Origin of the sequence: Alkalibacterium olivapovliticus, assembly GCF_003003275.1 — a bacterium.
GTDB lineage: Bacteria > Bacillota > Bacilli > Lactobacillales > Carnobacteriaceae_A > Alkalibacterium > Alkalibacterium olivapovliticum.
The window spans coordinates 1-3,430 of the sequence record NZ_PVTO01000056.1 but is presented as its reverse complement, the minus strand read 5'-3'; the positions used below and the strand labels follow the sequence as shown (position 1 = coordinate 3,430).

Annotated in this window: 5 protein-coding genes; all 5 read left to right on the top strand. The window is 38.3% G+C overall.

The genetic code is table 11. From position 1 onward, the window contains the following. Nucleotides 1–42: 42 nt before the first annotated feature. The 5 genes from CLV38_RS13800 (at nt 43) to CLV38_RS13380 (ending at nt 3,375) form a co-directional block, all read left to right on the top strand. A complete protein-coding gene (locus CLV38_RS13800; RefSeq protein WP_170068916.1) occupies nt 43–213 on the top strand; it encodes a hypothetical protein in 171 nt (56 codons plus the stop codon). Between the two features lie 246 nt (nt 214–459). After that, the gene (locus CLV38_RS13395; protein ID WP_106196466.1) at nt 460–1,794 is read left to right on the top strand and encodes a plasmid recombination protein; all 1,335 of its coding nucleotides are present in this window, start codon (nt 460–462) and stop codon (nt 1,792–1,794) included. Nucleotides 1,795–2,304: 510 nt separating this feature from the next. Beyond that, nucleotides 2,305–2,469 carry a ribbon-helix-helix domain-containing protein gene (locus CLV38_RS13390; RefSeq protein WP_425427792.1) on the top strand — a complete coding sequence of 55 codons (165 nt, stop codon included), beginning with the start codon at nt 2,305–2,307 and terminating at the stop codon, nt 2,467–2,469. A gap of 70 nt (nt 2,470–2,539) precedes the next feature. Continuing rightward, on the top strand, nt 2,540–3,148 hold the full coding sequence (locus tag CLV38_RS13385) for a replication protein (protein ID WP_106196462.1): 609 nt from the start codon (nt 2,540–2,542) through the stop codon (nt 3,146–3,148). 2 nt (nt 3,149–3,150) lie between these two features. Continuing rightward, nucleotides 3,151–3,375: a hypothetical protein gene (locus tag CLV38_RS13380; RefSeq protein ID WP_106196459.1), complete on the top strand. Its 225-nt coding sequence runs from the start codon at nt 3,151–3,153 to the stop codon at nt 3,373–3,375. Nucleotides 3,376–3,430 lie beyond the last annotated feature (55 nt).

Here is a 3,430-nt window from a genome sequence, read left to right as displayed (position 1 = left end):
GAGTGAAAGAAGAATGGCACAAGAAAAACAGGAGAAGTAAATATGCAAAAGAAAATCTATCGAGTGTTAGAAAATGATGAAGTGATTGCGGTTTTTAATCGTAGAAAATATGCAAATGATTTTGTCGATTATCAGGCGACAATTTCAGAAACGATTTTCGAAATTGAGGAAGTTGATTTGGCGGATTGGTTAATCCAGCCAAGAGACTTTTAGTGAAAAAAGAAAGTGCCCAAGTCGAAAGAGGTCGGGTGCTTTCTTTTTTTGTATCGACAATAGACCCGGAGGAGTCAGTCGATACTCACGCAGGCGAAGACGAGTGACCGCACTTCAGCCCACGGCAGGTGTCTTCGAAGAACGTTCCCTTTTGCACATTTATGTCAAAAGGGTAAGAACGTTACTCTTTGACAAAGAGTAACAGAAACCGTATAGTGATAAGACCAAATACAGAGGACTGATTCTATGGCCGAACAGAGAAGTATTTCGATCCAAAATGCAGGTGGAAGATCGAGCATAAGACACAATAACAGAGAAAAAGAGCTGAAAAACGTTGATACAGAGCGTACTCAGTATAATAGGACGCTAGTCCAGGAGAACTTGAGAGAGGTTTATGAACGAGAATTCGGACCAGCATTGGAGAGATATAATGCCAAACAAAAGAGGGAAGACCGGAAGATTAAGGACTATTTTTCGCACGTTAAAAAGTCCGATAGTTTAGAATTACAACGAGAAGAAGTCATTCAGATTGGTGACAAAGACAATTATTTTTTACCCCTTTGGCAAGAATGGGAAAAAACAGCAGATATGTACGAGGAATTTTTCGAGCAATGGAAAGAGCAAAACCCGCATTTAGTTCCGTATAATGTGGTGATCCATATGGACGAAGCCAGCCCGCACATGCACATCAATTACGTGCCAGTGGCGGAAGGCTATAAACGGGGCTTAGAAAAACAGCCAAGCTTTTCAAAAGCGTTGGAGAACCAAGGGTTTACAGGGAATAAAAAACAGCGGTTCTCAGATTGGCGAAATCAGCAGTTAGAATCGATCGAGACAATTATGAATAAAAATGGTCTTGAGCGAAAAGAAGTCGGCAAAAACCATTTTAAAAATCATTATGAGTACCAGGAAGTCATGCAAGAGGTCGAAAATTTGCGTTCTGAGCGTGATAACCTTCAAAATAAGCTAGATCACTTAGCTGACCGTAAAAACCGCTTAGAACGTAAAATTAAGCCCTTAGAGGACGAGTTAAATAAAACAGAGAACAAAATAGCCAAGGCAGACACGGTTATTTCAAAACAGAAAGAAGACTGGAATAAGATCAAGTCATGGAAAGAAGGGTTCAAGGAACACCGTGAGTCGTCAAAGTATGTTCTGAAACTGCAGACAGAACCTGTGATAGAGCGGACGATTGCAGGTAAGCGAGAAGTGCCGGATAAAGTAATGGTGTCCAAGGCGGACTTACAGAAGGTCGAAAAAACGATTAATCACGCCAGGCAAGCACAATGGATCTCAGAGAGCGAGTTACAAGAGGAGAGACAAGAGAATAAACACCTGAAAAAAGCCTTGAGTGATGAGAGAGAGCAGTCAGATTATTGGCGAGAAGCATGGAACGAGTTGAATGAGCGAGTGGAGAAATCACTCAAACCACTTACAAGGCATTTGGAGAAATTCAAAGCCTGGTCATTTGAAGCATTTGAAAGGCTTGGATATGAGCGAGAATACGTTAGAGAAACGTTTGATTCTGACATGGCCGAAGAAGAGCAGCGTCGGATAAACGACTTTGATATAGAACGCTAGCGGTTTTTGCCATTACACTAAAAAAGCCGAGAGCTACCTAGTGAACTGTTCACTCTGTGTAGCTTTCGGCATGAAAAGACGCAATGGCAAAAATCAGGACGTCAAGGCGTAAAGGTGGAGATTTTTGAGTGACCTTCTCAAAAATACGACCTGTGCCTTGACGTCCTGAAGCTTTAACGGCTTCGCCTGAACCTGATCTAATCACTCTGGTTGCGAGAGGCGCTAGGGTTTTAAGGGAATGCAATTCCCTTAAGGTCTTGGTTCTTTTTTTGTTTGATTTTGATCTAGACCTTACTTTAAGTTTCGAGGGATCAGGGGGGGTACTACGACACCCCCCTATGTGGTCATTTGGTCATTTGGTCAAAATAGCTATAAACGTTGATATTAAAGGTTTTTTTTTGACCACAAAAATTGACGTTTTTTTGGTCATGGCCAAAAACGCAACACTTTTATTACATTTTAGTTGTCATTTAGAAAGAAAAGTGTTACTGTTATTTTAAAATAAAAGAGGTGGTCATTTTGGTCAGTGCTGATAAAAAACGAATAATGGTAACTTTGACAAAAGAAGTAGCTGATAATTTGGATAAAATTGCAAAAGAGATGGGACTAAGTAAGTCCGCGCTTATTACGTTATGGATTAATGAAAATAGAAAGGAATCTGAACAAAAAAAATAAGCGATTTCCGCTTTTTTGAGAGAGACGGAAATCGCTATTTAGGCTTTTGTTTTGATAAGGTGATTATAACATGTCTGAAAATGATATTCAAAAAGATAGTCGTACAAGAAATTGGAGTTGGTTAGTATATCCTGAATCAGCACCAGAAAATTGGAGAGAATTGTTAGATGAAACAGGCGAAAAATGGATTGAAAGTCCATTACACGATAAAGATATAAATGAGCTAACAGGAGAAATAAAAAAGCCTCATTGGCATATTATTATTTCATTTACTAATAAAAAAAGTTATAAGCAAGCATTGAAATTTTCTGAAATGCTGAATTCGCCAGTACCTAAAAAAGTTGGTAGTTTACAAGGTTCAGTTCAGTATTTATGGCATAGAAATAATCCGGAAAAATATCAGTATAACAAGAGTGAAGTTGTTGCTCATAATGGTTTTAAATATCGTCAATACTTAACGGATGTTGGAGTAGATACTGATTCCATATTGCAGGAAATAGTAACGTGGGTTCAGGAAACAGGCTGTTCCGAGTATGGGGATCTAGTTGATTATGCTGTGTCGGAAAAGTTTGATGATTGGTTTCAAACAGTCAGAAGTCAGACGATATTCTTAACTGCATACTTACGTTCAAATCGATTTAAATTGAGATCGATAGTTGATAAAGACAAGGAGAAATAAATATGCAAAAAAAGATAGATAAACTTATCGATGTAATTATAAAAGAAAACTTAACCAACATACTTGCTTTGAGTGATTACGTCGCAGAAAACGCTGAGAAGCTACAAATTGATAAAAAGGAAATGAAGGAAGTTGTCATGCAAGATGCTGAATATTTTTATTTGTATTTTGAAGCGAATCGTCAGATGAGTGAAAGAAGAATGGCACAAGAAAAACAGGAGAAGTAAATATGCAAAAGAAAATCTATCGAGTGTTAGAAAATGATGAAGTGATTGCGGTTTT